Source organism: Litchfieldia alkalitelluris (assembly GCF_002019645.1).
Classification (GTDB): Bacteria; Bacillota; Bacilli; order Bacillales; family Bacillaceae_L; genus Litchfieldia; species Litchfieldia alkalitelluris.
Genome location: NZ_KV917374.1, coordinates 3,109,456 through 3,133,925, shown reverse-complemented (window position 1 = coordinate 3,133,925; position 24,470 = coordinate 3,109,456). Strand labels below are relative to the sequence as shown.

Annotated in this window: 27 protein-coding genes; 6 read left to right on the top strand and 21 right to left on the bottom strand. The window is 35.0% G+C overall.

Annotation, left to right across the window (positions count from 1 at the left end; genetic code table 11):
* Positions 1–73: 73 nt before the first annotated feature.
* The 5 genes from BK579_RS14585 to BK579_RS26425 form a co-directional block, all read right to left on the bottom strand.
* Positions 74–790: an endonuclease/exonuclease/phosphatase family protein gene (locus BK579_RS14585; RefSeq protein WP_078546653.1), complete on the bottom strand. Its 717-nt coding sequence runs from the start codon at positions 788–790 to the stop codon at positions 74–76.
* 18 nt (positions 791–808) lie between these two features.
* A complete protein-coding gene (locus BK579_RS14580) occupies positions 809–2,362 on the bottom strand; it encodes an alkaline phosphatase family protein (protein ID WP_235848435.1) in 1,554 nt (517 codons plus the stop codon).
* Between the two features lie 114 nt (positions 2,363–2,476).
* Positions 2,477–3,667, bottom strand: coding sequence for a MutS-related protein (locus tag BK579_RS26435; protein ID WP_407936276.1), 1,191 nt, complete (start codon positions 3,665–3,667; stop codon positions 2,477–2,479).
* A gap of 11 nt (positions 3,668–3,678) precedes the next feature.
* Positions 3,679–4,095, bottom strand: coding sequence for a hypothetical protein (locus BK579_RS26430; protein ID WP_235848433.1), 417 nt, complete (start codon positions 4,093–4,095; stop codon positions 3,679–3,681).
* Complete coding sequence (locus BK579_RS26425) at positions 4,092–4,394, bottom strand: hypothetical protein (protein WP_235848432.1); 303 nt, start codon at positions 4,392–4,394, stop codon at positions 4,092–4,094. The genes BK579_RS26430 and BK579_RS26425 overlap by 4 nt, the downstream gene beginning before the upstream one ends.
* 560 nt (positions 4,395–4,954) lie before the next feature.
* Between BK579_RS26425 and BK579_RS14570 the strand changes: the two genes are divergently transcribed.
* Both BK579_RS14570 and BK579_RS14565 read left to right on the top strand, forming a co-directional pair.
* Positions 4,955–5,212, top strand: coding sequence for a hypothetical protein (locus BK579_RS14570; RefSeq protein ID WP_078546649.1), 258 nt, complete (start codon positions 4,955–4,957; stop codon positions 5,210–5,212).
* A gap of 193 nt (positions 5,213–5,405) precedes the next feature.
* Positions 5,406–5,852: a DUF2663 family protein gene (locus BK579_RS14565; RefSeq protein WP_078546647.1), complete on the top strand. Its 447-nt coding sequence runs from the start codon at positions 5,406–5,408 to the stop codon at positions 5,850–5,852.
* A 238-nt stretch (positions 5,853–6,090) separates the two neighbouring features.
* On the opposite strand, the gene BK579_RS14560 is transcribed toward BK579_RS14565, so the two are convergent.
* Positions 6,091–6,552 carry a DUF3052 domain-containing protein gene (locus BK579_RS14560; RefSeq protein ID WP_078546645.1) on the bottom strand — a complete coding sequence of 154 codons (462 nt, stop codon included), beginning with the start codon at positions 6,550–6,552 and terminating at the stop codon, positions 6,091–6,093.
* Positions 6,549–7,211, bottom strand: coding sequence for an MOSC domain-containing protein (locus BK579_RS14555; protein ID WP_078546643.1), 663 nt, complete (start codon positions 7,209–7,211; stop codon positions 6,549–6,551). Before BK579_RS14555 ends, BK579_RS14560 begins: the two co-directional genes overlap by 4 nt.
* Before the next feature lie 156 nt (positions 7,212–7,367).
* Between BK579_RS14555 and BK579_RS14550 the strand changes: the two genes are divergently transcribed.
* Positions 7,368–8,300, top strand: a complete 933-nt coding sequence (locus BK579_RS14550; RefSeq protein ID WP_078546641.1) for a DMT family transporter — start codon at positions 7,368–7,370, stop codon at positions 8,298–8,300.
* A 73-nt stretch (positions 8,301–8,373) separates the two neighbouring features.
* Here BK579_RS14550 and BK579_RS14545 read toward each other — a convergent pair whose 3' ends face one another.
* The 10 genes from BK579_RS14545 to BK579_RS14505 form a co-directional block, all read right to left on the bottom strand.
* On the bottom strand, positions 8,374–9,024 hold the full coding sequence (locus BK579_RS14545; RefSeq protein WP_078546639.1) for an HAD family hydrolase: 651 nt from the start codon (positions 9,022–9,024) through the stop codon (positions 8,374–8,376).
* Positions 9,025–9,060: 36 nt separating this feature from the next.
* Positions 9,061–9,336 carry a hypothetical protein gene (locus tag BK579_RS14540; RefSeq protein WP_078546637.1) on the bottom strand — a complete coding sequence of 92 codons (276 nt, stop codon included), beginning with the start codon at positions 9,334–9,336 and terminating at the stop codon, positions 9,061–9,063.
* Between the two features lie 88 nt (positions 9,337–9,424).
* A complete protein-coding gene (locus tag BK579_RS26110) occupies positions 9,425–9,616 on the bottom strand; it encodes a hypothetical protein (RefSeq protein ID WP_204524721.1) in 192 nt (63 codons plus the stop codon).
* A 66-nt stretch (positions 9,617–9,682) separates the two neighbouring features.
* Positions 9,683–10,465 carry an enoyl-CoA hydratase gene (locus tag BK579_RS14535; RefSeq protein WP_078546635.1) on the bottom strand — a complete coding sequence of 261 codons (783 nt, stop codon included), beginning with the start codon at positions 10,463–10,465 and terminating at the stop codon, positions 9,683–9,685.
* Between the two features lie 22 nt (positions 10,466–10,487).
* Positions 10,488–11,387 carry a hydroxymethylglutaryl-CoA lyase gene (locus BK579_RS14530; protein ID WP_078546633.1) on the bottom strand — a complete coding sequence of 300 codons (900 nt, stop codon included), beginning with the start codon at positions 11,385–11,387 and terminating at the stop codon, positions 10,488–10,490.
* A 65-nt stretch (positions 11,388–11,452) separates the two neighbouring features.
* Positions 11,453–12,787 carry an acetyl-CoA carboxylase biotin carboxylase subunit gene (locus BK579_RS14525; RefSeq protein ID WP_078546631.1) on the bottom strand — a complete coding sequence of 445 codons (1,335 nt, stop codon included), beginning with the start codon at positions 12,785–12,787 and terminating at the stop codon, positions 11,453–11,455.
* 24 nt (positions 12,788–12,811) lie between these two features.
* Positions 12,812–13,951, bottom strand: coding sequence for an acyl-CoA dehydrogenase (locus BK579_RS14520; protein WP_078546629.1), 1,140 nt, complete (start codon positions 13,949–13,951; stop codon positions 12,812–12,814).
* 510 nt (positions 13,952–14,461) lie between these two features.
* A complete protein-coding gene (locus BK579_RS14515) occupies positions 14,462–15,739 on the bottom strand; it encodes an IS110 family RNA-guided transposase (RefSeq protein WP_078546627.1) in 1,278 nt (425 codons plus the stop codon).
* Positions 15,740–16,261: 522 nt separating this feature from the next.
* Positions 16,262–17,797 carry an acyl-CoA carboxylase subunit beta gene (locus tag BK579_RS14510; RefSeq protein WP_169891151.1) on the bottom strand — a complete coding sequence of 512 codons (1,536 nt, stop codon included), beginning with the start codon at positions 17,795–17,797 and terminating at the stop codon, positions 16,262–16,264.
* A gap of 51 nt (positions 17,798–17,848) precedes the next feature.
* Positions 17,849–18,061: an acetyl-CoA carboxylase biotin carboxyl carrier protein subunit gene (locus BK579_RS14505; protein WP_078546623.1), complete on the bottom strand. Its 213-nt coding sequence runs from the start codon at positions 18,059–18,061 to the stop codon at positions 17,849–17,851.
* 240 nt (positions 18,062–18,301) lie between these two features.
* On the opposite strand from BK579_RS14505, the gene BK579_RS14500 reads away from it, so the two are divergent.
* The 3 genes from BK579_RS14500 to BK579_RS14490 are packed head-to-tail and all read left to right on the top strand — an operon-like array spanning position 18,302 to position 20,285.
* Positions 18,302–18,769 carry a hypothetical protein gene (locus tag BK579_RS14500; protein WP_078546621.1) on the top strand — a complete coding sequence of 156 codons (468 nt, stop codon included), beginning with the start codon at positions 18,302–18,304 and terminating at the stop codon, positions 18,767–18,769.
* 50 nt (positions 18,770–18,819) lie between these two features.
* On the top strand, positions 18,820–19,068 hold the full coding sequence (locus BK579_RS26105; protein WP_078546619.1) for a hypothetical protein: 249 nt from the start codon (positions 18,820–18,822) through the stop codon (positions 19,066–19,068).
* Positions 19,041–20,285 (top strand): metallophosphoesterase family protein, encoded by a 1,245-nt coding sequence (locus tag BK579_RS14490; RefSeq protein ID WP_204524720.1) that lies wholly within the window; start codon positions 19,041–19,043, stop codon positions 20,283–20,285. Before BK579_RS26105 ends, BK579_RS14490 begins: the two co-directional genes overlap by 28 nt.
* Positions 20,286–21,120: 835 nt before the next feature.
* Here BK579_RS14490 and BK579_RS14485 read toward each other — a convergent pair.
* The 4 genes from BK579_RS14485 to BK579_RS14475 all read right to left on the bottom strand — a co-directional run bounded on the left by BK579_RS14485 (position 21,121) and on the right by BK579_RS14475 (position 24,402).
* On the bottom strand, positions 21,121–21,828 hold the full coding sequence (locus BK579_RS14485) for a peptidylprolyl isomerase (protein WP_078546615.1): 708 nt from the start codon (positions 21,826–21,828) through the stop codon (positions 21,121–21,123).
* 63 nt (positions 21,829–21,891) lie between these two features.
* Positions 21,892–22,065, bottom strand: a complete 174-nt coding sequence (locus BK579_RS25655) for a hypothetical protein (RefSeq protein WP_169891150.1) — start codon at positions 22,063–22,065, stop codon at positions 21,892–21,894.
* Positions 22,066–22,164: 99 nt separating this feature from the next.
* A complete protein-coding gene (locus BK579_RS14480) occupies positions 22,165–23,481 on the bottom strand; it encodes a Na+/H+ antiporter family protein (RefSeq protein ID WP_078546613.1) in 1,317 nt (438 codons plus the stop codon).
* 177 nt (positions 23,482–23,658) lie between these two features.
* On the bottom strand, positions 23,659–24,402 hold the full coding sequence (locus BK579_RS14475; RefSeq protein WP_078546611.1) for a GDSL-type esterase/lipase family protein: 744 nt from the start codon (positions 24,400–24,402) through the stop codon (positions 23,659–23,661).
* Positions 24,403–24,470 lie beyond the last annotated feature (68 nt).

Here is a 24,470-nt window from a genome sequence, read left to right as displayed (position 1 = left end):
TTTTCTATAATTAATATATAAAACTTCAATTAAATGTAAACAAATCCCTTCTTGTTTTAAAACATTTGTTTATTTATATAGAAAAAGTACCTAAAACTGGGAGATGATCCGAAGCGATTGGTATGTAATCGAGAACCTGAACATCGATGGTGTCGATTCCTTTAGTTGCAAAAATGTAATCTAGTCTAATTTTTGGTTTAGTTGAGGGAAAGGTGTTACCGTTGCCCACCCCAGCCATAAACCAAGCGTCATTAAACTTAGCAGTTATTCTTTTCCATTTCAAAGAGCCACTTCTCATATTCCAATCACCCAATATTAGTGCTTTGTCTTTTACATGTTCTAAAATGAAACGACTTTGCTTTTTGTGTAGAAATGGATGTAGACTTAAGTGAGTAATATATACCTTTACTGCTGTTCCCTTGACATTTAAGGTCGATTCTAAGATTGACCTTCCCTCTGTTAATTTTGATCGAAGTGATAGAAGATGTGTTTCGGTTTTTGTAATCGGATAGCGAGAAAGCAAGCCATTTCCAAATTGGGAAGGTTTCTCTAGTGTTGAATTGGTCTTTGTTAGTGAAGGTGCATATGCAAAATAAAAATTTAGATGGTTTGCTAAGGTTTCAATTTGATTAGTAAAAAGACTTCGTTTTGAAAAAAAGGAATCAACTTCATTTAGTCCAATAATATCAGCCTTTGACTTAGAAATAACTTGTGAAATTCTGTTAAGGTCTAGCTTTTTGTCGATCCCTCTTCCATGATGGATATTAAAGGTCATTACTTTAATGTTCACGCATCATTCCCCCATCAATTACTCCTTAATTATTTGTAAAATCCATTCCTTTAAATCAACAATACGTTCATGTTCTGGTTTTTGTTCAGTTCCAACAACAATCATTGGAAAATATGAATCCTGTTGGTGTAATGAGCCGTGACTAGCACCTCCAACATGTGTCGGAGAACCTTCCCCTACAAATTCATATCCCGGTTTTGCGTTGATAACAAGATAGGTTCCTGTATGTGAGTGAAGTGAACTATATAATCGGGCTAATCCATCTGGATATTCTCCATAAGAAACTCTCTTCTCAGCTAAGGTAAGATCTAATATCTTGTTATTTCCCTCTATCTCCCATGCTTGGTTATAGTCGTCGAGAAAAATTCCAGTTGGTTTATATGATAGTTTTCCCTCGAAAGATGTTGATACGACACATATTTTCTCATCTACTTTCCAAGCAATATGATCAATACGTTTATCTTTTAAAAGCTTATCGATTACTTCTTCTATTTTTAAAGTTTCATCTAAAATGTATATAAAGCTCATTCTCTCATTCAACCCAATAACAATTTGATCATTATTGCTTATAGAGCCAGTTATTTTATAAATTTGATAATCGTTTAGCACTTTTCTTAAGTCGATTAATGCTTCTTGGCTAGTTGCTTTGACTTTTGTTTGTCCACTATCCCCCATGACAATCCAAATATTTTCTTTTATAGCTTGATCCCAGCTTTCATATTGATTTAGTAATTGTTGCAACTGAATATCAACATCTTCAATCCCCTTTGTTGTTTTTTCTCCATGTTTATGGACTTTTTTATCATTATCGGAGTAATATACTAAAGAAAATGTTGGTAGTCGGTCATTTTTTATTAAATAAAGGAGCTCCTCAGTGGCAAACTTATCATTAAACCCAAAGGCCTGCCAAAGATGAATAAATTTATTTTTGAGATTGATTAGTGATAAAAGACCGTAAGAAAAATAGGTTGGAGTTTTGATTTTACGATTAGTTGTAGTAGCCCCAGCTAAGTTAAATGGCAAATAAAGTGATTTAATGTTTTTGCCTCTATAAACTAATGCATTAATAGAACCAGTTGGTCCATCTATTTCCTCATGAAGTGTTTTCACCTTCTGATTTAAATGCTTGTGATTTAAATCAAAAATACTATTCTTGAGTACCTTTTTCACTCCTATCTTCATAATTTCTCCCTTTGCACTTCCATAACTGATGAATCTCTTTTCAGTTGAATCATACCAAACGAGAGCTGGAACTTTGTGTTGATTAGGATAGGTACCAGTTAAAAATGTACTATCAATAGAGACTGACATGGTAGGAAAACTACTAATCATTTTAGGAAAGTATTGTCCTTGGTCTATGAGAAATTTTAGTGCAGGTGCTTTGTTGTTGCTAATTGCAGAGTGAAGAGGTGCATCCATTAACGAATCAATTATGATTGTAACAATTGGTTTAGTAGTTGCTTTGGCAGGATGTGTTAATTGACTAGCTTGTTTGCGGGCCCTTTTTATTACATAAAAATATAATACTGTAAACATAAAAATCAAAAATATAATAAAATATAATAGAAACAAAATTATTCAGCTCCTTTTCTTGACCGTGACACTCTTAGTCTGTTCTTAAATCAATAAAAAGAATCGAAAAAAAGGTACGAAACGACATTTGTCTTTTCATACCCTTAAGATTATTTATCGGTCATTTTTTTCAATTGTTGCACCTTCTACATGGCGCTTTGACATTTCCTTCGCTAGTTTCCGGTGCTCTTTGGATTCAAAAATAATATCAAAATTATAATCCTCTGGATAAAGGTCCGCAGCTTTAATATAAAGGGTAAGTCTCTTTTGGTTAATCATGTATTTTTCCCACTGTATAAATACTTCTACTTCTCCCCGGATATTTGCTTCTTTTGAGACAATACCAAACTGGTTTAGTGAAGGTATTTTCACATTGTCGCCTCGGTTATAAGAAATGATATCTTGTTTTTTCTCTTCTTTTTTTACATGCTTCTGTTTTTGAACATATTTTGCATTCATAGCGATCTGTCTGTCTAGTTCATGTTTACTAAAAGCTGAGGACCCAGAATAGTCCTTGCTTTCACCATAGGTAATCTTATGTGCTCTTTCAATCACTTTAGGATGCATTCCTAGCTTTAATGCAATTGTAAACGCTTGACTGTCTCCTCCCTTGCCAATAATGAGGCGATACGTTGGTTTTAAGGTATCTTGATCAAATTCCATAGAACCGTTTTCAAATCCTTCTCGGATGGTAGCATGGGCTTTAATCTCACTATAATGAGTAGTTGCTAAAAGAGTAGCGCCTTTGTTGAAGAGCTCTTCAAGAATTGATGTAGCAAAACCCATACCTTCGGCGGGATCCGTCCCAGACCCAAGTTCATCTAACAATACTAAGGTTGAAGGAGTCGTTTCAGCTAAAATTTCAATAATGTTTTTTATTCTAGAAGAAAACGTACTCAACGACTGTTCAATACTTTGTCCATCACCGATATCAACGAGGATTTTATCAAAAATCCCTATCTGGCTTCCCTCTTCTGCAGGAATATGAAAGCCAGACTGAGCCATAAGAGTTAACAATCCAACGGTCTTAATCGTTACTGTTTTACCACCCGTATTTGGACCGGTAATAACCAATGCATCATATTCGTCACCAATGGCAAAATTTAGAGGCACAGCTTTCTCACCTAAAAGCGGGTGACGAGCTTCTTTTAATACTATAGTGTGATACTCATTTATCTGAGGGGAAATCCCTTTAATTTCTTCACTATGCTTTGCCTTTGCAAAAATGACGTCATACTGAGTCATTATATCAACCGCAAGCTTAATTTCCTTGTCGTATTTTTCTACAAGGCCAGTTAGTTGAATTAAAATACGTTCTACTTCAATTTCTTCTTGTAGCTTAAAAAGATCATTTCATCTTGAATCGAACTCACTTCTTCAGGTTCTATATAAACTGTAGATCCTGAAGAGGATGTATCTAAAACTGCTCCCTTGATCTGTTTACGATACTCTTTTTTTACAGGTATTACGTACCTACCATTACGCTCACTCACTATATTTTCTTGAATGTATTTAGTGTATTTTGGTGATTTTAACAGTTGTTCAACTCGGCATTTTATTCTGTCCTCCAATATACTTATCTGTTTGCGTGTTTTTAATAAATCTTTACTTGCATAATCATCTACTTTGCCATAACGTATACAGCGTTCAATTTCTTCTACCAAATCAGTTAAATCATGAAGTGAGTAAACATAACCTGTAATGATTGGTGCTTCAAACTCTTTATCTTTCATAAATTTCTTGAGCTTTTCAATATTGGATTCATTAATTGTTCCGGTCTTAATACAATACTTTTGTGCAAAGTATTTAGTAGCTGTTGAATTCCTTTTAATCCATGAATAGGAACACTTGAACTAATCCTCAATAATTTTTTTGCTTCTAATACTTCATTTAACCATGCATCAATTTGTCTTTTATGACATGATGGAGTTAATTGATGAATCTTTTCCATACCTATTTCTGATATGGCGTAGGAAGCTACTTCTCTTTTTACATCGTCAAACTGCAACGTTTCAATTGTTTGTGTTTTCAATGATTTTTCCTCCAATAGATCTAGTTTAGTTAAACCATCTACGTGCGAGGAACTTAAGAATATAAATTTTCACAATATAAAAAGCCGCAAAAGACATATAGGTCCTTTGCGGCTAGGAAGGTCATTATAATATGAAGGGAAGTAAAGTATACTCGAAAGCGTATAACTAACCCTCTTAAGATTATAAGGAGTAAGTGCGCAAATATATGTTCTTAACATTCACGACCTGAAAAATGAGATGACTAAATAAGCCTAGACATTATAGGAATTTCAGATTCGCACGTATAAAATTACGTTTTAGTTAAGAACGGCACCTTTCATAAAACATACTCCTTTGTAATTAAGATATATTTATTATAGCATGAGATTCTAAATTGCATACTAAACAAAACTTAGGTAGTGGAATTCCATGAACTGGGGTGGTCCTTGAGTGTTGCGACTGAATATGACACTTTTCGCTATTATTGTTATACTTTACCTTTAAAAATTAACTGAAGGTGATATAATTAAATATTAATTACATAAAATAAACCTAGATGTTTTTTTAAGGAGGGAAATGGATGGAATTATCTTTTGGTTTTATTTTGTCAATTATTATTGCCATTTATTTGGCCATTGATGCTCCAAAGCATGAGAAAAGCCCTTGGGTCTGGGGAATCCTTGGTTTCTTGTTCGGACCGATTGTACTTGGGATTTATTTAATCAAGACTGGTAGAAAAGTGGCTGGATGGATAATTGTAATCATCTCCATCATATTGGTATTATTTATCATTTTATTAGTAATTGCGGGGTTCTTCCTTGTCTTTAGTACAATGTAATATTAGACCTACATCTAATAGGAGATGTGGGTCTTTTCTTATTTTACTCTGCAATGCTATGAGTATTTAATTTGTCTTTATCATTACAGTGCTAGTTTTTTAGACAAGCTTTGGCTTAATAATCATACTCTTCTTTTTCATTCATATGATAAATATATAGACAAGTTTAGGGTATTGGGGAGATGATGGTGTTATGCAAGCTCCATGGGATCAAGAAGGTAGTAGAATTTCAAAAGAAGATAGAGATTCAATAGAAAGGTTAATTGAATTTGATAAGAAACATAATTATTATAAGTCTCTTCATTTTAAATTAATGATGTTTCTAATTGTGATTTTAACCTTTACGATGTTTAAGTATTATTTTAACTTTACATTTCTTCCAGGTTTTCATCCAATAATCGATTTTATCTTTAATGAAAAAAATATAATCATGGACTTATTTATCAATCTTGCTTTCCTATTTACTGCTACTCTTACTCATAATTTAAGAGAGAAAGCAAAAAGTGACTTTAAATCTCTCAAAAGTGAGATTGTTGATTTATCTAATAAGGAATGGTATAAAAAATATGATGAAATTAACAGTCAGATCTTTGAATATTTGTACAAGACTTATAAAATTAGGATCAACCATAAATCTTAAAAGGCTATAATTGTTTTATAGCTTTTTTTCGTTGTCTAAACTGTGATTAGCGAGCTGCATTCTGAGATCCACATTTTTTCCGCGGGGTGGTCCTGGATCCGCCTCGTCGCTTTTTGGCTCCAGTGGGGTCTCACGAGCCCAATAGATCCCGCAGGAGTCAAGTGGCTCTCCGCACATTCCACACTTAGTAATACACTATTTTCATTCTCCATGGTACCATTAAGAATGTATATGTAATTTAGTTCCCCTGTGTTCGTTCCTTTCCTTTTTCCGTAACAGCAAACTTCCTAGTCATCTTTTTAATATTTTCTGTTTTTCTAAAACGAAGAGCTGACCAATCTTCATCAATAGCTATTTGACGAACGGGTTCATAGCCTTCCGCAGAAAGTAGCCCAGCAACTTGGTCTCGGCTGCAATCTGAGCCCTTGTATGTTTTTGAAGTCTTCTTAGGATAGCATAGCCATAACAACCCATCTTCCTTAACATATGTAATAACTTTTAACGATAACTTCTGAAGTTCGGAATTACTAGTACCGAAAACCTGGATGAAATTATAGGATCCTAATATCCCCTCTTGGTGGACTTCTCCTTCGAAACCACACATAATTTTATTATAAGATTTTGGTGCATTCAATATTAACACAGGTTGACGATCATCTTTAAATTGTAATTTTTTTATCACTTGTAATGATTCTGTCAATTTTTACCCTCCTGTATTTTCTGCCTCATTGTATTTAATAAACTTCGCCATTGTTGTCCAAGCTCTTCAATTTCTAATACATTTTCGATTTCTTCTAAGCTAGGAGAACTGTTATGAAAATAAAGATGGTGAATCGAAGAAACTGTCACTTTTTTAGGATGTGGTGTTAGCAAGTTAATTTTTGAGTCCATTGTTACCTTACCTTCCTGCAGTACACGAAAAAAGTAGCCAGTATAGCCAGTTTCGAAGATTCTTTTTAATAAGAGTGAGTTCTCATTTCGCTTATTTATTGTCCCACAAGGATATCTCCCCTGTGTTATTTGAAGAACTGACTCTCCTACTTCAAATATATCTCCTATACATACTTCATTTTCTTGCATATTAAGGCCTGTTATATTTTCTCCAAATGCAGCCTGAGATAAGATTTGTCCGAATTCTCTTTCCCAAAAATCATAATGCTCAAAAGGATAATAACAAACAACTCTTTCCATTCCGCCATGATTTTCATGATTGGCTACATCGTCACCTAAAATTCCTTGGAATTTAATAGATAACTCATTTGCACTTTCCTTCCAGATACCAGATTTATATCCCTTTCCTTGGTATTCTTTTTTAACAGGCAGTCCTTTGCTTAAAGTAATAATTTTTTTCTTTTCCATTAGAAATCCCCCACTCATCTTCTTATTTTAATCATATCAAACATATACATCAATACAGACAAAAAATTCTAACTTTTTTTAAGATTTATATTTCGCAACCCGAAAAAAATGTTACAATAAAAACTATACATAAATTCATAGGTAGGAGTTTTAATTATGGAAAAAAAGCTATGGTTGACATATAGTATGCTTGTTTTAGCAACTGCCACTTGGGGGAGTGCATTTATAGCTGGAAAGGTTGCAGTACAAAGCTTTGAGCCATCAACCGTGGCCTTTTTGAGATTTTTTGGAGCAGCCTTGCTACTTTTTCCTCTCATGTGGGTAATGGAAAAAAGTAAAATTAAACCAACATTAAAAGATTATGCATTGTTTGCCGTTTTAGGGTTAACAGGTATAGCGATTTATAATATCTGTTTTTTTCTAGCGAGTAAACACGCTCCCGTGATAAAAAGTTCTTTATTCATTGCTTCCAATCCTGTGTTGATTGTCCTTTTGTCAGGAATCTTCTTGAAGGAAAAGATTACAAAGAATAATATTTATGGAATAATTGTAGCTTTAATCGGTGTTACCTTTATAATTACTGATGGTCATCTAATGAGTATTATTGAGATAGGATTCGAGCCAATCGATTTTGTTTTGTTAGGAGCAGTTATTAGTTGGGCCCTATATAGTGTGGTTGGTAAAATTGTATTAAAAAAATATAGCTCTGTTGTTTCAACAACGTATGCAGTTGCGTTCGGGGCGTTATTTTTATTACCATTTTCAATAGCAGAAACTTCTTGGTCTGATATTCAGCAAGCTAGTTTTGATACTTGGTTAGCAATCGTACATATGAGTGTTTTTGTTACAGTTGTTTCCTTTGTACTATACTATAACGGAATCAAAGAGGTTGGAGCTGCTAAAGCGTCCATTTTTATTAACGTTATGCCATTATCTGCTGTGATAATGGCGACAGTATTCCTTGGAGAAACTTTTACCTGGGCGCACGGTATAGGTGCTGTTTTCGTTTTAACTGGAGTTTATATTGGGACACAGTCAAAGAAGTTATCATTGCCAAAGAAGAAAGTTCAGGAAAAAGTCGTTAGCTAGAAAATGTTTAAATAGGTAAATAAGCTAAAAAAAACTCAGTCTCTTCATCAAAGAAGCGAAGGACTGAGTTTTTTTAACTAGGTATTATGGTTTCAATATCATTGACAGAGTTCACTAGATAAGTGGGCTTAATTTGTGTTAATTCCTCTGTAGAACCATATCCATAAGTAACACCGATTGAATCAATTCCACAGTTCTTTGCTCCAATAATATCGTGTTTTCGATCCCCGATCATGATAAATTCATCTCTAGAATATGTATTATACTTGTTTAATATGTATTGGATAATATCAGTTTTTGCACTTCTTGTACCATCAAGGTTACTTCCAACCACCAGATCAAAATATTGATCAATTTTAAAATATCTCAAAATCGTCTCAGAAAACACTGTTGGTTTAGAGGTGGCCACTATAAGCTTATATTTCTTTGATAAAGTAGCTAGTAATAAAGAGATGTTTGGATACAAGTTGTTTTCATACATCCCTTTTTCCTTAAATCTTTCACGATAAAAATCAATTGCATTTTTACTTTCTTGTTCGCTCATACTAAAAAATTCACTAAATGATTCTTGTAAAGGTGGACCGATAAACTTTGTCAAATGTCCAAGGTTCGGTTCATTTATCCCCATTTTTCTTAAGGCATATTGTACCGATTTAGTAATCCCTTCTTTTGGATCTGATAATGTTCCATCAAGATCGAATAAGATTATTTTGTAGTTTTTCATAATAAATTCCCTCTTCTCTATTCCTTTATTCAGAGATTAAATGAAATTACTCGGATCTATTAATATCCAGACAATAAGCCCGATGTTTAATAATGTTATAGAAACCCCGCCTATTAATAAACCTTTCACATATCTTCCCTTCTTTTTTAGTATAAAATAGATTGGTATCAAATAAATCCACTGATAAAAACCGATAAAAACACGATTTAATGAGAAAATTCCATCGTCAATGATGTTTAATAGCATTAAGACATATGATAATAGATAAAAAACAATAATGAAAATAAAAGATAACAATAAATTTTTTGTCATATAATCAACACCTCTACCATTGGTTAAAAGTAACTTATAGTGTAATTTTACACCATGATATTTCTTTTAACAAGTTATATTTTCCAATTTATACTTTATGGAAATCTGAACTTAATGCTAAAAAATTTACCAATGCTTTTACGGTGGGTTTCACTAGACCTTGGATGATTGCAGAGAACGGAACTCTTCTTCCCCTCAGTACTTCTAGCCAATAACAAATAATTCTTACAATAAATAAAGCATATGGGCATTCCCCATATGCAGAAGTTTGGAAATTCATATGTTACTAGTAGATAGACCAAGAACTTTTTCAGACTAAAATGGTGCCTACTGATTACATGGTCGTCTATTCACCAATAAAGATTGGTGGTCTTTTCTCTTTGAAAGAGGTTAAGCCTTCTAAACGATCCTTGGTATATATTGTTCCTTCATATGCTGTTTTTTCAATTGAAAGACCTGTGGGTAAATCGACTTCAGACCCCTTATTAATCGCAAGTTTTGCCTGTTGATTAGCAATAGGGGCATTTATAGCAATTTGTTCAGCAAGTTCAATTGCCTTCGTTAATAGCAATTCTTCTGATGTTACATACTCAACTAATCCGATCTCTAATGCTTCATGGGCATCTACTTTTTTTGCCGTGAAAATAAGTTCTTTTGCTTTACCCTTCCCAATCAGTCGAGGTAGTCGTTGAGTCCCACCTGCTCCTGGTATGATTCCGAGCGATGTTTCAGTCAACCCTAATTTAGCTTTATCGGAAGCGATCCGTATATCACAAGCCAGAGCTAGTTCGGTGCCACCTCCAAAAGCTACCCCATTTATTGCAGCAATAACCGGTTGTGGCATGTCTTCCACTTTGTTGAGTGTTTCTCTAATCAATTCTACTGCCGCTCGGGTTTCGTTAATATCCATATTCAGGCGTTCTTTTAAGTCTGCTCCTGCGCAAAATGCTTTATTGCCTGTGCCCGTAATAATAATACAACGAATCGATTTATTACCTCTAAATACATCTAGTAAACTATTTAACTCTTTTAGCAACTGAAGCGATAGAGCATTTGCAGCATTGCTACGATTTAATGTAATTAGTTTAATCCCTTTATTTAGCGATATAGACAGAACAGAATTGTTCATTTTACTCCTCCAAAATAATTCTTTAACCAGAATAATATACTTTTAGACTATGACTATTTAATGATTTACCTAGTTTTTTTTGTATATATTTTGCTGCATCCAAAAGTTTCTTTTGATTAATACCGGTATGAATCCCCATACTATCAAGCATGTAAATTAGATCATCAGTTGCTACATTTCCTGAAGCACCAGGTGCATAAGGGCAGCCACCTAAACCACCTACAGACGAATCAAAGGTAGTAATCCCCATATCGAGTGAGATAAGAATATTAGCTAAAGCTGTTCCTCTTGTGTCATGAAAATGAAGTGCAAGTTTATCAGCAGGAAAATGCTTTAAAAGAGTGGATAATAATACTTCTACTTGTCGAGGATTAGCTTTACCGATTGTATCACCAAGAGAAAGTTCGTCGATTCCCATATCAAATAAACTTTCTGATAGCCTTATGACTTGGTCAATTGCAACCTTACCTTCATATGGGCACCCAAAAACTGTAGAGAGATACCCTCTAGTTTTTTTTCCGGCAGAGGTTGCGTCCTTCACAAGCTCACTCAAGATTGGTATCGTTTGATCAATTGATTTATTAATATTATTTTTATTATGAGCTTCAGTAGCAGACATGAATACAGCTACTTCATCAATGTTTGATTCCAATGCATGACTTAATCCGTACTGATTTGGCACTAATGCTGAATAGGAGACACCTTCAACTCTATTGATTCCTTTTGCAACTTGAATAGAATCAGCCAATGCAGGAATCCATTTTGGATTAACAAATGAAGTGATTTCAATATGCTTTAAACCACTTGCTGATAAAAGGTTAATCCACTTAATTTTATCCTCTGTAGAAATAAGTGTTCTTTCATTTTGCAAGCCGTCCCTTGGACCAACTTCCTTAATCGTTATATTCGAGGGCCAATTCATTGAAATCCTCCCTGTTAATAAAAATAATAGATATAGTCATTAAATATAAGGAGAAACGTCTTTTCTTATAAGTACTTACTAATAAAATGAGTTGATGTATTCCCTTTCTTGTATTCTGGATGGGTGCTTATGGCTTGGAGCATGGGTATATTTGTTTTAATCCCTTCAACTTTATACTTTAAAAGTGCTTCTTGAAGAGTAGTTATTGCTTCCGCCCGACTACTCCCTTTTACGATTAACTTTGCAATCATAGGATCGTAAAAGGGAGTAACTACATATTGTTCTTTAACTGCTAACTCATGTCGTATGTTACTCCCCTCAGGTAATTCTAATTTTGTGATTGTTCCAGGAGATGGGAAAAATGTCTTTGGATCTTCTGCATAAATTCTTACCTCAATCGCATGGCCATCCCTTTTAACCTCATCTTGGTTATAGGTTAACTGATAACCAGCTGCAATTTTAATTTGTTCAGCTACGAGATCAATCCCTGTGATTTCTTCTGTAACGGGATGTTCTACTTGAAGACGTGTATTCATCTCGAGGAAATAAAAATTTTTCTCTTCATCTATTAAAAATTCAATCGTCCCTATGTTTGTATAACCGATAGATTTTGCAGCCTTAACAGCTGTTTCTCCCATCAACACTCGAGTTTCTTCATCTAAAAATGTAGAAGGAGCCTCTTCAACCACTTTTTGATGACGTCGTTGAATAGAGCATTCTCTTTCCCATAGATGTAGTGTTTTTCCAGTATTATCAGCAATGACTTGAATTTCAATATGCCTTGGATTCTCTATATATTGCTCAACGAACATTGAACCGTCTCCGAAAAAGCTTTCTGCTCTTCTTTGATTTCCACTAAATATCTTGCGAAGTTCATCTTCCGATCGAGCTATTTGGATACCGATACCTCCACCTCCAGCTGAGGCTTTAAGCATGATTGGATATCCAATTTGACTTGCAGCACTAATTGCATTCTCTACATCCTTTAATGGGTAAGTAATTCCACTAATGATTGGAATACCTGCTGCTTCCATTGTTTTTCGAGATTTAATTTTACTGCCCATTTGTTCTATAATGTGTGAGGGAGGTCCGATAAAAACAATAGCCGCTTCTTCACATTGACGAGCAAACTCGGCGTTTTCTGATAACAATCCGTAGCCGGGATGTATTGCTTCGGCCTTGGATGAGACTGCTACCTCTAGGATTTTACTTATATTTAAATAGCTTTCAGAAATACGAGGATTTCCGATAAGAAAAGCTTCATCCGCCATTTTCACATGGAGAGCATTAGAATCCGCTTCTGAGTATACAGCAATTGTCTTTATACCAAGAGTTTTACACGTTCTGATAATCCGAACTGCGATTTCTCCACGGTTTGCTATTAAGATTTTTTTGAACATATCTTACTCCTTTCTTCTAATGTACTAGCATCCAATTTGACGAGCAATTACCATTCGTTGCACCTCAGAGGTACCTTCACCTATTTCTAGTAACTTAGCATCACGTAAATAACGTTCTACCTGATACTCTTTCATATACCCGTAACCACCGTGTATTTGAATGGCCTGATCACATACTTTCATGCAAATTTCGGAAGCAAATAGTTTTGCCATAGCTGCTTCCTTCTTAAATATTTTCCCTTGATCCTTTAGCCATGCGGCTTTATATACCATATTTCTTGCTGATTCAATATACATCGCCATATCAGCTAATTTAAATTGGATTGCTTGAAATTTAGTTAAGTTTTTTCCGAATTGTTTGCGTTCTTGAGCATACTTAAGTGCCTTTTCATATGCTCCTTGAGCTATACCAACTGCCATGGCACCAATTCCAATTCTTCCGCCGTCAAGTGTTGCTAAAAACTGTTTATATCCATTTCCTTGGATACCTAAAAGGTTTTCTTCCGGAATCCTTACATTTTGAAGAATTAATTCAGTAGTATCAGAAGAATTAAGGCCCATTTTTTCATAATTTGCTTTAACCGTAAAACCGTTAGTAGTGGTTGGTACAATAAAAGCACTTATTCCGTTTGTTCCACTTGAACGATCAGTAACGGCTGTTAAGGCTAGATTTTTTGCATAACTGGCATTGGTTATAAAGCATTTTGACCCGTTTATCACCCATTCGTTATCAGTAAGAATGGCAGTCGTTTCGGTTCCTCCTGCATCAGAACCTGCGTTCGGTTCTGTTAATCCAAAGGCACCTAAGTACTCTCCTGTACAAAGTGGAGTTAAGTAGTCTTCTTTCTGTTTTTTAGTTCCAAACATATAAATGGGTGCTCCACCTAAGGAAATATGAGCAGAGTACGTTATCCCGGTTGAACCACAGACGCGACTAAGTTCTTCGACTGCAATGGCGAAACTAATTGTATCTGCTTCTGCCCCACCATATTCTTGGGGAAATGGTAGACCCATCATCCCTAAATCTGCTAATTGCTTAAAGATTTCTGAAGGGAACTGCCCTGTTCGGTCTCTAGTAATTGCCTCTGGAGCAACAACTTGATCTGAGAAATCTCTCATCACTTTTCGGATCATTACTTGCTCTTCTGTTAAATTAAAATTCATGAAGCATCACCCTTTCTTGGTTGTTTATTAACTTTTTCAAGTAAATGAGTTTTACCCTGAAAATAACTTTGGTTGTGGGGTTCCATGAGCTGCAATCCACTTGCTTTCCGCGGGGTGGTCCGTGAGCCTCCCTCTATAAATGTTGCTATATCAACGCTTCAAAGAGCTTTTAGCTCTTTAAAAAAATATTTTCAGTTAGATAACTATCTTAAAAGTGTATTAATATTACATATTTACATAACTATGGTAACTACAAGATACGCTTCGCTAGAGTCAATTGGTATAAATTGACATAGAATCTTATGTGATGCACTATGGATCTCTGCGAATCTTATGACGACGTACCCTCCCATGTCTCTTGGCGTCAAGCGCGTACATTCCTTCGTTCGGTCTTTTCATAAGGCAGAGGCTGGCGGTGCTCCTCGGGGGACTCATGGTCTAATGGCTCGTTTGTTGCCGGCTTCTCCGTGTCATCCTAATGTCAAAAGTAATAACTAGAAAATGAAAAGCTTAAGCTGCCCCTTCGAGGCAAGAGAGGTCGTTCATCATACTTGTATGACTAAAATATATCTTCTTTTTACTTAGCGCGTGAACAATCTTTAATAACTTACAACAGAGTACTACCATGGCTTCTTTTTTCCTAAGAGGATTGATCCTCCTGGTCGTGTAATACTTATACATTGATTTAAATGCCGAATTATGTTGTATAAGTGGGAGGATTACCCGGAATAGAATAGCTCTTAGCTTCTTCCTCCCCCGCTTAGAAATCTTTTTTTGACCTTTATGTTGTCCAGATGAATTCTCACGTAATGTTAGTCCCGCTAGTTTAATAATTTGGCGTGGATGCTCATAATGCGTGGGGGAACCCATCTCTGATAATAGTTCTACAACTGTGTTTTCGCCAATCCCTGGAACTGACAAAATGTATTCATACTCAGCTAGCTGTGCTGCCAATTCACGTAACCTTTCTGAAAGTTCATCGAATTGTTGAGAGAGTAGGTTAAACTGAGACATTAAAGTGGCAATCTCATAACGGGCCATCTGTAATCCCTCTGTTAAGCCTATGGACTCTTCAGATACAATCAATAATTCATTAACCTTACCTTTCGGTACACATTTAAGGTAATCTACTGTTCGATATAATTCTACTAGCTCATGAATTTCTTTCCCTTTAACATCACTTGGTAGAGGTGACTTTTCTAGTACCGCACAAGCTGTTTTACCTAGTTTCTTAAAGACTAGATGGAACTCTGGGAAAAAGCGATCAATCCAACGAATAATGCGATTTCTAAGAGCGGAAAGATCTTCTTGGATCTTTGACCTTAAAGACGCTCCATTTCGGAGCTCTGCTTCAATACCTTCTAAGATTCGAGGGTAACTAAACCTTCCATCACGAACCAACTGAGCGATAACACGGGCATCCTTTTTATCATTTTTGGTTTGTAGATTGTCATCTAGCTCTTTTGTTCTGTTTACATGTAAGGGATTAACCATTACAAAACGAATGCCTAAATTAACTAAATAAGAGGCAAGATTCATCCAATAGTGTCCTGTTGGTTCAAAACCAATAATCAATTCTGATTTATCGTGTTTCTCTTGTAGAGAGACGATTGTGCTGTGTAAATAATCAAAGTCATGACGAGCATTCATAAAAGCAAATGACTTTTGTAACACACGCCCTCGGTCATCGATAGCGCATGCGTAATGTTTATTCTTAGCAATATCAATTCCAACAACTAAGGTATTTTCAGATACTTGATTAATTTTATAATTCATATTACGATTCATAAGTAGTCCTCCTACATGGTAATGAGTCAATTTGGTCGTTGACACTCATGCATCATATATGAGGGCTATTTTTTTTTCAAGTACCTTTAAAGTTATAAAACAGGAATGCTCCTCGTCGCCAAGGGCGGGCTCCTGTGGGGTCTCACGAGACCACTCAATCCCGCAGGAGTCAAGTGGTTCTCCGCTCATTCCACACTGAGGAGGAAACATTTTTTCATACACCTGGTGCGAAATACTTATTTAGCATTGGGGTCTACCCTGAAAATACTTAGTTTCGGAATTCTATTCGCTACAGTTCACTCGCTTTCCGCGGGGCGTGCGGTGAGTCTCCTCGTCGCTTATAGCTCCTGCGGGGTCTCCCGAAACCGCTATATCCCACAGGAGTCGAGTGGCTCTCCGCTCATTCCACACTGAGTGAGCAAACATTTTCAACCCCTCATAGTGCGCGTTTATATTAGGATGTAATTCTACACTTTAATTAACGAGATTTGGCTAGTTTTCCATAACGCTACCTATTTAATGTTAAACGGGGTAGACAGGATGTTTACGCTGTGTGAATGTCAGTTCTTTTGAACGATATAATTCAAATCTTGTTAGCAATTCTTCTCTTAACGAATTAGCAGGAATAACGCCATCAATAATCATTTCAGAAGCCAGACGATAAATATCAATATCCTCACGGTATTCTTGGCGTTTTTGTTCAATGAAATTTTTCCGATCTTCTTCGGGAATTTCTGCAACTTTATTAGCATACACGGCATTGATCGCCGCTTCAGGACCCATAACGGCAATTGAAGCACTAGGTAGAGCTAAGCAGCAATCAGGTTCAAAGGCCGGACCTGCCATGGCATATAATCCTGCGCCATATGCTTTGCGGACTATTACTGAAATTTTTGGCACAGTTGCCTCAGACATAGCTGAGATCATCTTTGCCCCATGTCGAATTATTCCCGCTCTCTCAACTTTTGTACCAATCATAAACCCTGGAATATCTGCTAGGAATAAGAGCGGAATATTGAACGCATCACATAAGGTGATAAATTTAGCAGCTTTATCTGCAGAGTCATGAAATAGAACTCCTCCCTTCATTCGAGGTTGATTTGCGATAATCCCCACTGAATGACCGTTCAATCTACAGAAACCAGTAATTAGTTCGGGGGCAAATAGCTTTTTTATCTCAAAAAATGAATCATTATCAATAATCCGATTAATCAAATCCATCATATTAAATGGAGCATTTTGATTCTTCGGAATAACATCTTCAAGCTCTTTTTCAAATAATTTTGGTGATGAGGATTCCTCTACGGGAGGATTTTTAGAAAAATTAGCTGGAAAGTAAGATAAATATCTTCTTGCAAGCGAAATAGCTTCTTCTTCTGATTTAGCCAAGATATCCCCGCAACCAGAAACACTACAATGCATCTTTGCCCCACCCATTTCTTCAAGTGAAACTTTCTCACCTATGACCATTTCAGCCATTCGAGGTGAACCTAGGTACATTGAAGCATTTCCTTCAACCATGATGACTGTGTCACAAAAGGCTGGAATATAAGCTCCACCAGCTGCAGATGGTCCAAATAAGAGACAAATCTGAGGAACCTTACCTGATAGTTTCACTTGGTTATAAAATATTCTTCCTGCACCACGGCGTCCTGGAAACATATCAATCTGGTCAGTAATTCTAGCACCAGCGGAATCTACTAAATATAATATTGGGATATTTAATTTGTCTGCAGTTTCTTGGATCCTAATAATTTTTTCTACCGTCCTTGCTCCCCAAGAACCTGCTTTTACGGTTGAATCATTTGCCATAAAACAAACATTTTGTCCATTAATTTTTCCTAAACCAGTAACAACCCCATCTGCTGGTAAGTCTCCTGCAAGACAATTTGCATAGATTGCATCCTCAGCTTCTATTCCTTCATCAAATAAGAGGGAGAGTCGTTCTCGTACAAACATTTTTCCTTTCTCTGAATTTTTATCATGGTATTTAGTTAAGCCTCCCTGTTTAATTTTCTCTACACGTTCGTGCAATTCTTTTTCCAATGACAATCTCATCACTCCTTAAATTCATAGAAAAGTATACTTCCATTGACTTCTATTTGTCCTTTACTCTAATTCCAATAACACGTCTCCCTCGTTAACAAAGTCTCCTTCTTTGGTATTAATTTTCTTAACAGTACCACTTAAATCAGCTGTAACAGGAATTTCCATTTTCATAGATTCTAAGATAATCACTTCCTGCCCTTCATCGATTTTGTCTCCTTCTTGAACTAAAATTTTCCACACATTTCCTGCCATAATTGAACGCACTTGATTCATGTTTTAACTCTCCTTTTACTGTTTAAGTACATATATCTTGGAATTATTCCGTTCGAGGAAAACGCTTACAAATTAATATAAGGAAATTATAAAAATTACTCTCTAAATATAGTTAATTCTTTAAGTGACAGTTTTATGACAACTTTCCAATTACTTTAATTACACCTAAATGTAGATGAAAATCACAGCTTTAGGTTAAATGAATAAAATATATCAATCTTTGTAGAGGAGGTGGAACTCTTGAAATTACCAACTATTTTAGCGGGCCCTATTCTTCGGCGTGTGGATTCTAAAAATATATATCTATGGATTGCTTTAAGCAAACCATTAAATATCGATGCACAACTGTTTTATGTCGACTCAACACTTAATAAAAATGAATATCAATATGATCACATTCCCGTTCACACAGAAACCAAAAGAATTACTCTTGGTAATTGCTTATATATTTACTTGCTTAATGTAACTCCAGAATCAACTTATTTTCCTACATCTGTTCTATTAGGCTATAACCTAATTTTGCATGAGGATAATCAAACCAAGGACTTGGGTGATTACGATTTATTAAATCCTGAGAGTGAAAACTCAATAACCTATGGTGGATTGAAGTATCCTACCTTTTTCATTCAATCTAGGAACAATTCAAGGGTGCTTTATGGATCATGCAGAAAACCACATGGTAAAGGAAAAGATGCATTAGTGATTTAGTTTTAGAGGATACTTTTTTAGATGTAAATGAACGTCCGTCTTCCCTCTTTATGATTGGTGATCAGATTTATGCGGATGATGTAGCCATACCCTTGGCACCGTTCCTTTATAAGCTAGGAGAACATTTGATTGGAAAAGTTGAAAACTTAATCGAAGTGGATCAGCATGTAGAGAACTATCTAGCGACAATTAACCAAATTAATGGTAGAAAGAAAATGGTTGAGGATTTATGCAAATTTCTACTAGAAAAGGAGAAAATCATCTCCTTGGAATGGGCGAATATGCGGCGATGTATTTAATCAACTGGAACCCTGAATTATTGAAGATGGGATTCGATCAAAATAAAATCGGTGCAATTATGGAGCGGTTTTTACCTGAAAAAATGAGACGTGATTCAGAGAAGAAACTTAAGAAGAATGAGATTGAACAATTCCAACGAGAGTATAATAAACAGTTAAATCTTATTAAAGAATTTAAAATCACTTTACCCAAAGTGCGAAGGCTTTTAGCAAACATACCTACTTATATGATATTTGATGATCATGATATTACAGATGACTGGAACATTACTGAAAGTTGGAAGGCGAAAGTCATGTCATCCTCTCTTGGCAAACATGTGATTGCAAATGGACTAACAACTTATTGGGCATTTCAAGGATGGGGTAATGACCCTAACAGATTTAACGACAGTTTTATACAGAAGATAACTAATTATACGACAGATTATCAAATAAAATCTTCTAATTATCAAGAATGGATGAATTCCTTATTTGATTTTAAGCAGTGGTTTTATATTGCCCCGACTAACCCAAAAACGGTTATTTTAGATACTAGAACACAACGGTCATACCCTAAAACAAAGGCTCATCTACTCAATTATGGATTTATAGATAATCAATTTCAAGCACCAAACCTATTAAGTGACGAAGGGTGGAATCTAGTTTCCTCTCATTTGTTAGCAAATGGCTGGTCTGAGGGTAGTCCGTTAATCATCGTATCTGCAGCACCACTACTCGGTATTGGTTTAATTGATACCTTTTTATCCGAGGTTATTCAACCATTAAGTCAATTTAATTCCTCAATCGGTACAACGTTTGACTTAGAATGGTGGAAGTTTAATGAAAGAGGTTATGAAGGATTACAAGAAAAGCTTGGTTTGTGGAATCCGAGTACTTGTATTATATTATCAGGAGATGCCCATATGGCATTTTCATATCAGGCAAAAATTGTAGATGAAACTATTCCCTTATATCAATTTACAAGTAGCCCTATTAAAAATGTCACGTTTGATGGATTAAGGGGAGCAATTATGAAAAGTGCGTTAATTTTAAATGAATATATCGGAAACCATTCATTTCGAATTCAAAATAAACAAATTGAGTACAATGTTTTTGAGAATGGATCATTAATAGAAACAGTCAATAATATAGGCTTTTTAAAGTTTACAGAAAATGAATGGAATCACACCTATCTCAACTCTAATGGCATTCCAATTAACCGTAAGGATAGGATATAAAAGGAGCTGATTGTTTATTTAACCCGTCCGGTTGAGAGGTATAAAACGTTAATTCGCAGATTAATTAACACTAGTTTTCGCAAGCAGTTTGGCAATACAAATAATAATACAAAAAAGATCAGATAATTACAATCTGATCCTTTTGCTCTTAAATCAAAATAATAAACTCACCCGTTACGTTAAGTGAGTTATTTCACAACGTTAGATTAGTTAGGATATGGTTTGCCTCTCAGAATTTTTGTACTGTTCAACAATCAAAGTTAAACTTACTTTCGTCATAATAACGACTGCTTAACATTGAATTCTTCATGTTCTTTACTTGTGATATGACTTCGCGTAACACCTCTAACTGTGGTTCTAACAAAATAAGTACCCCGCCTTCATCACAGTCCCTTAAAATTAAAAGGCATGTTCTTAATTGAGTAACTAGCGATAAAAAAAGCGGAAATTTTCCCGTTAATTGCAGGTTATAGCTGGTTTTGGGCTAAATAGGGGGAGCTTTTCCGCTTATAAAATCAAAATTACCTAATTTCAAGTATATCGAGTCAAATAAGAGAAATTTCTCCCTCTATTTAGGCTATTTTCAATACTATTTATTAATTAATGGCAATTTTTCCCTCTATTTTTATTTACTGCGTAGTAAATGTCTACTACGCTATTTGCTATGCTAATTTCTCGTTAAAACCTATAAACTCACTATAAAACCTTGACATAATCAATGAAAAAAAGAGGTGCGAATTAGTATGCTAATTCCACCTCTAAAAGGCGTGTTATTTCGTATTTTCTCCATTTCAAGTGAACGGGTTATTGTTTATTTCAGCTCTCTTAAAATAGGTTATTGACCAACTTTATTTGGCTCATCATAATCGACGCCAAAAGTTTCAACAGAGACCTTGTTAATTTTTTGTTCATTAAGTGGTTTGTCAACTTCATCTCTTTCAACTTGGACAATCTGATCTGCTACTTCAATGCCTTCTAGTACCTTACCAAATGCAGCATATTCTCCATCTAAATGAGGAGCTTCTTCAACCATGATAAAAAACTGCGAGCCGGCAGAATTTGGGTCCTGAGTTCGTGCCATAGAAATGACGCCTCTTTCATGGGATAAAGTATTATTAAATCCATTTGAACTAAATTCTCCAGGGATACTATAACCTGGTCCCCCCATACCTGTCCCTTGTGGATCTCCACCTTGGATCATAAAGCCTGGCAATACACGATGAAAAACAAGACCATCATAAAATCCTTGCTCAACTAATGAAATGAAATTCTCAACAGTATTTGGAGCAATTTGTGGATACAACTCAACTTTCATCGTATCATTGTTTTGCATCGTAATAGTAATAATCGGATTTTTCTCAATTTCGCTATAATCATTAGTACCAGTTTGACCTTCTTCTTCTTCTATTTGTTGATTTTGTTCGACATCACCAGATGTAACATCTTCATTCGTGTCCTCATTAGCTGTACCGCATGAAGTTAGGATGGATAACACTGCAAAAAAAGTAATTAACATAATAATAAAATTTGATTTTTTTGTCATATCTAATCTATATCTCCTTGTGTAAATAATCTCTATTATATAAGATGTATTAATAATTTCCAATTAAGAATCTTGGTCTAAGATTGAAGAATCATTATCAGCCAGCTCAGTCTCATCAAAACCATATTCCTTTCTGTACCTAGCACAGTTCATCTTAAAGCACTCACCTTTAACATGTTCTCCATATTTCTTTCGAAAAATTTCTAAACAAATGCATTTCTTTTTTTCTTTTTCCATAACTATTCACTTCCATTATCATTTAAGTAAGGACTATAACCTTATTTTACAATGAAAAATAGAAAAGAAGAGTCTATAACTCTTCTCTAATTGAAATAATTATAAAATTATCGCTGCTAACCAGCCAAACACAAGTAATGGAATGTTGTAATGAATAAATGTTGGTACACATGTATCCCATATATGATTATGTTGTCCATCTGCATTTAGACCAGCTGTTGGTCCAAGGGTACTATCTGATGCCGGTGAACCTGCATCTCCAAGCGCTGCAGCTGTTCCAACTAATGCAATTGTTGCCATCGGACTAAAACCAAGTTCTAATGAAAGTGGTACGAAAATAGTTGCAATGATTGGAATTGTTGAGAAAGATGAGCCTATTCCCATTGTGACTAAAAGTCCCACAAATAACATTAAAGCTGCTGCTAACGCTTTATTTCCACCAATAATTCCTGCTGCTTGGGTTACCAATGTATCAACATCACCTGTAGCCTTTAATACATCAGCGAACCCAAATGCTGCTAACATGACAAAGCCAATATAAGCCATCATTTTCATGCCTTCTGTTAAAAGTGAATCTGCTTCTTTCCATTTAATAGAACCACTCAAATAGATAACGATAATCCCTGCTAATGCACCAAATATCATCGAATTTAGTAGAAGTTGCACTACCAGTGCAGCAACAATAGCTAAAAGAGAAAAGATAATTCCTATTTTTGAATAATCTTGTTTTTCTTCCACAGAAGCTATATTTATAGTTTCATAGTTTTTAGGTTTTCGATATGAAAAGAAAATTGCAACCAATAATCCAAGCAAAAGACCCGCAGTTGGAATTAGCATAGCTTTTGGAATATCAGCCATGTTGATTGCTAGTCCACTATTCCCCATGTTTTCGGCCAGGATTTCATGAAATATTTTACCGAATCCAGCTGGTAAGAGTATATAAGGAGCAGTTAAACCAAAGGTCAATACAGAAGCAATTAACCGTCTATCAATTTTAAGTTCATTCATCACATTTAACATAGGTGGTATTAAAATTGGGATAAATGCAATATGAATAGGAATCACATTTTGTGAAAAACAGGCCATAAGTAAAATTGAGAATACAATAAGCGCTCTGGATAGAGATTTTCTTCGATCGTCAGCGTTTCCTCCAACAATCTTTAAAACATAGTCGACCATTACATTCGGTAGTCCTGTTTTAGAGATTGCAATAGCAAAACCACCCAATAGTGCATAAGATAATGCTACTTCAGCACTACCTCCTAACCCACTTGAAAAAACGTCAATTGTATTTGTTAAGCTTAATCCTCCAGTAAGACCGCCTACAAGAGCACCTGAAATTAAAGCAAATACTACATTCACTCTAAGCAGACTCAAGATCAGCATAACTAATACAGCAATTATAACCGCGTTCATTTTTGTTCCCCCTCGATGCTTTAGTTTATTAAATTAGTAGAGTATTAAAATCACAATCAATAAAATATCACAGCCATTATTCCTTGTCAATATAAACCACAAGAAATCAGCCATTTCCGGAAATGGAAATAGCTTTATATTTTATTTGATATTTTCAAAATCAGGTACTATAATCATTCATGGTTTATTATTATTTTCATCATAGGTTCGAACATATGTTAATAGTCGGTTAGCCATTAGTTCATATCCTTTCGGATTTAAATGAAGCGAATCGCTATAATATTCTTTTTTTAATTCACCATAAAATAAATCAATTGTTGGTACAAATGTTACGTTATTATACTTAGAAGAAACTATAGTAATGACCTTATTCCAATCTGCAATGAGAGAATGAAGTTCATCTTCATTTTGATATTCTGTATATGGATTATATAACCCCATGACAAAAATGGGTGAAGATGGATTAACTCTTCTAAGTTGCTTGAATATCAGATCTAAATTTTTCTGGAATTTTAATTTTCCTTCAGTTATTTCATTTTCTTGAATGGATTCAAATGTGTAGTCTGCACTTTTTCTAAAGTCATTTGTTCCTATATTTAAGATAATATAGTCTGAAGATTGTACCGAGTTCTGAATTTTATGTTCCTTTAATTGAGTTAAGATGTCAGTCGTTTTAAATTTAGGGATTCCGTAATTTTTAAGTAATATATAAGAAGACTTATAGCGCTTGTAATCCTCTTTAAACCTTACAATATACCCCTTTTTTAATGGATCTCCTGTTCCGTAGGTAATTGAATCGCCTAATGCAACAACATGAAGTTTATCGGGTTTTGTAGAGGTATCAACTGTCTTTGATAAGCTTGCGATAATAAGTATTATTAAAAAGGGTAAGATGATAAACCAGTTTCTATTTTTTTCCATGTTTCACCCCACTGATTTTAAAATTTACGTTATCATCATATTTTATGTAAAGTCTCTTTTCTGAAAGA